At 74.0% G+C, this 4,063-nt stretch carries 7 protein-coding genes, 1 tRNA gene and 1 other RNA gene; 7 read left to right on the top strand and 2 right to left on the bottom strand.

Features of this window, described 5'->3' with window-relative positions:
• Window positions 1–236: 236 nt before the first annotated feature.
• Window positions 237–333: signal recognition particle sRNA small type (gene ffs / locus IDM29_RS15435), an RNA gene on the bottom strand.
• 88 nt (window positions 334–421) lie between these two features.
• Between ffs and IDM29_RS15430 the strand changes: the two genes are divergently transcribed.
• The 4 genes from IDM29_RS15430 (at window position 422) to IDM29_RS15415 (ending at window position 1,970) form a co-directional block, all read left to right on the top strand.
• The gene (locus tag IDM29_RS15430; protein WP_182112286.1) at window positions 422–724 is read left to right on the top strand and encodes a helix-turn-helix transcriptional regulator; all 303 of its coding nucleotides are present in this window, start codon (window positions 422–424) and stop codon (window positions 722–724) included.
• Window positions 706–1,095 (top strand): VOC family protein, encoded by a 390-nt coding sequence (locus tag IDM29_RS15425; RefSeq protein WP_182112287.1) that lies wholly within the window; start codon window positions 706–708, stop codon window positions 1,093–1,095. The genes IDM29_RS15430 and IDM29_RS15425 overlap by 19 nt, the downstream gene beginning before the upstream one ends.
• Window positions 1,096–1,145: 50 nt before the next feature.
• Window positions 1,146–1,230 (top strand) — tRNA-Ser (locus IDM29_RS15420).
• A 125-nt stretch (window positions 1,231–1,355) separates the two neighbouring features.
• Window positions 1,356–1,970 (top strand): dihydrofolate reductase family protein, encoded by a 615-nt coding sequence (locus tag IDM29_RS15415; RefSeq protein ID WP_182112288.1) that lies wholly within the window; start codon window positions 1,356–1,358, stop codon window positions 1,968–1,970.
• A 24-nt stretch (window positions 1,971–1,994) separates the two neighbouring features.
• Here IDM29_RS15415 and IDM29_RS15410 read toward each other — a convergent pair whose 3' ends face one another.
• Window positions 1,995–2,498, bottom strand: a complete 504-nt coding sequence (locus IDM29_RS15410; protein WP_182112289.1) for a MarR family winged helix-turn-helix transcriptional regulator — start codon at window positions 2,496–2,498, stop codon at window positions 1,995–1,997.
• Between the two features lie 89 nt (window positions 2,499–2,587).
• Between IDM29_RS15410 and IDM29_RS15405 the strand changes: the two genes are divergently transcribed.
• The 3 genes from IDM29_RS15405 to IDM29_RS15395 form a co-directional block, all read left to right on the top strand.
• Window positions 2,588–2,959, top strand: a complete 372-nt coding sequence (locus IDM29_RS15405; RefSeq protein WP_182112290.1) for a DoxX family protein — start codon at window positions 2,588–2,590, stop codon at window positions 2,957–2,959.
• A gap of 41 nt (window positions 2,960–3,000) precedes the next feature.
• Window positions 3,001–3,645, top strand: a complete 645-nt coding sequence (locus IDM29_RS15400) for an NADPH-dependent F420 reductase (protein WP_182112291.1) — start codon at window positions 3,001–3,003, stop codon at window positions 3,643–3,645.
• Window positions 3,646–3,719: 74 nt separating this feature from the next.
• Window positions 3,720–4,063: hypothetical protein (locus tag IDM29_RS15395; RefSeq protein ID WP_188037743.1), on the top strand; the 344-nt coding region annotated here is incomplete at its 3' end.

The raw sequence follows: 4,063 nt of genomic DNA, 5'->3' as shown, positions 1-4,063 counted from the left end.
GGCGGGCGGCGCCGGGACGCGCGCGGGCGCGGCGCTCGGGGCCGCGGCGGGCGGCGGAGGGGGGAACGAGGTGCTCATGGCAGCCAGCGTGGCGGCGGTGCCCCGTCCGGCGCGTCGCCCTCGGGTCCCGTCCTGCCGGTGCGCGGCTGCGACCCTGGGAGGGTCGGTGCGGCCGGTGTCATCCCTGGGTCGCAGGCGCCGTCGCACGGCAGGCTCGCTCTGCAGGGCTCCGGGCATGCAAGGACCCCCCGCACACCCGCCAGAGCCCGCCTGCCCTTGCTGCCTTCCGGCCCTGGGGGAGTTCAGCGAGATGACGCCGCACGAGGGGTCGTCGCCCACCCTAACGCAGCGCGCGCACCGTCCGTCACGCGTCCACCGGGACAATTGACATGCAAGTCTGTGCTTGCCTATCGTCGCCGACATGGACGACGCCGTCTTCAAGGCGATCGCCGACCCAACCCGCCGCGCGATCCTCGACGAGCTCGTGGAGCGCGACGGACAGACCCTGTTCGAGCTCTGCACCCGCCTCATCGGCACGCACGGCCTGACGTCGTCGCGCCAGGCCGTGTCCCAGCACATCGCTGTGCTCGTCGCCGCCGGGCTCGTCCGCACGCGGCGCGAGGGCCGCTACACGTTCCACCACGTCGACACCTCACCCCTGACCGCCATCGCCGAGCGGTGGCCGCACCGGAAAGCAGGTCCGCCATGCCCCGCATCACCGTGATGAGCGTCTTCGTCGACGACCAGCAGGAGGCCCTGCGCTTCTACACCGACGTCCTCGGGTTCGAGAAGCGGACCGAGGTGCCGTTGGGAGAGCACAGCTGGCTCACGGTCGGCTCCCCCGACCAGGCCGACGGCCCCGAGATCCTGCTCGAGCCGTCCGAGCACCCCGCCGTCGCCCCGTTCCGCGACGCCCTCGTCGCCGACGGCATCCCGTTCGCGTCGTTCGGCGTGCCGGACGTCCGGGCGGAGTACGAGCGCCTCGTCGGCCTCGGGGTGCGCTTCACGCAGGAGCCGCTGACCATGGGGCCGGTGACGACGGCCGTGCTCGACGACACGTGCGGCAACCTCATCCAGCTGGCCTCGCAGGCCTGATCGGCGCGCGTTCGGCCGCGGCCCGGTCCTCCGGTATCCTCGTGCGGCCGGGAGGATTCGCCTAGTGGCCTATGGCGCACGCTTGGAAAGCGTGTTGGGTTAACGCCCTCGGGGGTTCGAATCCCCCATCCTCCGCACCTGGTACGACACGAAGGGCCCGTGACCTGCAGCGATGTGGGTGACGGGCCCTTCGTCGCGCATCCTCGACCGCCGCGGTACCCGCCCGATGACTTCACGCGGCTCGCCGGGTCACCCACAGCATGACCCGCATCGTGGCGGACATCTCCGTCTCCCTCGACGGCTTCGTCACCGGACCCGACCCGGGCCCGGACAACGGCCTGGGCACGGGGGGTGAGGCGCTCCACACGTGGGCGTTCTCCGACGACCCGGCCGACCAGCAGGTCCTGCGGGACGCCACCGCCCGCTCGGGTGCCGTGGTCATGGGCCGGCGGCTGTTCGACGTCGTCGACGGGCCGCACGGCTGGGACGAGGAGACGGGCTACGGCGCCGGCGAGGTGGGCACCCCGCCCTTCGTCGTCGTGACCGGCACGCCGCCCGACGCCGTACGGCGCAGCGACCTCGACTGGACCTTCGTCACCTCGGGGCTCGCCGACGCCGTCGCCGTCGCCCGCGAGCGCACGGAGGCGGCGGCGTCCGGGCGCGGCACCGTGCTGGACGTCGTCCTCATGGGCGGCGGCGCGACGGTGGGCTCCGCGCTCGCCGCCGGCCTGGCCGACGTGCTCGTGCTCCACCTCGCGCCCGTGGTGCTGGGCGCCGGGACCCCGCTCTTCCCGAGCGGCGCACGCCTCCGGCTCGTGCAGCGGAGCGTGACGCCGACGTCGACCGCGACGCACCTGGTCTACGACGTCGCCTGAGCGACGACGTCGCCCGGCCTGAGGTCAGCGCGCCACCGCGCCCGGCGGGGGCGGGAGTGCCCGCTCACGCTGCGTGGCGTCGACGATGCGCTCGGTGATCTCGCGGAGCTGACGCACCTGCTCGGCGTCGAGGTTGTCGAACACGAGGCGCTGGACCTCCTCGGCATGGCCGGGCGCCGTCGCGACGACCTTCTCCCAGCCGTCCTCGGTGAGCGTCGCGAGCGTCGCGCGGCCGTCGGTGGGGTCCGGCACGCGCGTCAACCAACCGCGGCTCTCCAGCCGGGCCGCGATCCGCGAGAGGTGCGAGAGCGAGACGTTCGCGCGGACGGCGATGTCACCCATCCGGGCCGCGCGGCCCGGGGACATCGAGCACCACGAGAGGACCTGGTACTCCGCGTGCGAGAGCCCCGCGTCGCGGCGGAGCTGCGCGTCCAGGGCGGCGGGGAGCGAGACAGTCGTCCGCAGCAGACCGATCCAGGCCTGCGTCTGCTCGGGCGTCAGCCACCGGGGCTCGTCGGGCCGCGTCATGCCGCCACGATACTTGACATGGCAAGCATTCGCACGGCACATTACTTTCCGCGGTAAGCATTCCGCATCCCTCCGTACGAAGGACCACCATGACCGTCGCCCTCTGGGTCGCCCAGATCCTGCTCGCCCTCGCCTTCCTCGCCGCGGGCACCATGAAGGCCACCCGCCCCAAGGCCGCACTCGAGCCGATGCTGCCCTGGGTCGCCGACTTCTCCGCGACCCAGGTCCGCCTCATCGGGGTCGTCGAGGTCCTCGCCGCGCTCGGCCTCGTGCTCCCCGCCCTCACGGGGATCGCGCCCGTCCTGACCCCGGTCGCCGCCGCGGGTCTCGTCGTCGTGATGCTCGGCGCGATCGTCGTCCACGCCCGACGCAAGGAGCCGCAGGGCATCGTGATGAACGTCGTCCTGCTCGCCGTCGCCGCCTTCGTCGCGTGGGGCCGGTTCGGGCCGTACGCCTTCTGAGCAGCGGGGAATGACCGCGCCGCCAGCCGGTTGACATGACCATGACCACCATCGGACTCATCGGCTCCGGCCACATCGGCTCGCAGCTCGCCCGCCTCGCCGTCGCGCGCGGCCACGAGGTCGTCGTCAGCAACTCCCGCGGTCCCGAGACGCTCGTCGACCTCGTCACCGAGCTCGGCGACCTGGCGCGCGCCGGCACCCCGCAGGAGGCGGCGCAGGGGGGCGACGTCGTCGTGGTGACCATCCCGGTGCACGCGATCGGCGCCGTGCCGGTCGAGCCGCTCGCCGGCAAGGTCGTCGTCGACACCAACAACTACTACCCGCAGCGGGACGGGAACGTCCCCGAGCTCGACGCCGCGACCCTGACGAGCTCGGAGCTGCTCCAGCGCCACCTGCCGACCTCGCGGGTCGTCAAGGCCTTCAACCACATCCCCGCCGCGGACCTCACGGCGCAGGGCCAGGAGGCCGGCACGCCGGACCGCCGCGCGCTGGTCGTCGCGGCCGACGACGCCGACGCGCGGGCCACGGTGGCGGCGCTGGTGGACTCGTTCGGCTTCGACGTCGTGGAGATCGACTCGCTCGCCGGGACGTGGCGGATCGAGCCCGGCACGCCGGGCTACGGCCCTCGCCGGACGGCCGACGAGCTCCGCGCGGACCTGGCCGCGGCGCAGCGTCCGACCTCCTGAGACCCGACGACGTCGCCCCGCGCCCCGGGCACAGCGGGGCGACGTCGTCGGAGGCCGTCGTAGGCTCGGGCATCATGGCGACGTTCTCCTCCGTGACCCGACAGCACGTCCTCCAGGCCCTGGCCGAGCACGACTCGCGCGGCGCCGACGAGTTCCTGGCCACGTACGGCTTCACGCCGGACCCGGTCCACCGGCTGACGCACGAGGGCAGCACGTACGACGCCCCGGCCGTCCTGGGCGTCGCCCACCGGTACGCGACCGGCCGCCTCGCCACCCCCGACGACTTCCGCTCCGGCATGGACACCGCGCTCGCGATCCTGCGGCGTCGGGGCTTCGAGGTCTCCGGGCCGGCCCCCGTGGCCCCGCGGGCCGCGGCGACCCGGACCCCGCGCGCGCCGCGCGCCCCCCGCACGCCGTC

Origin of the sequence: Actinotalea sp. JY-7885, assembly GCF_014525465.1 — a bacterium.
Lineage (GTDB): Bacteria > Actinomycetota > Actinomycetes > Actinomycetales > Cellulomonadaceae > Actinotalea.
This window is presented reverse-complemented; position numbering and strand designations above follow the sequence as displayed.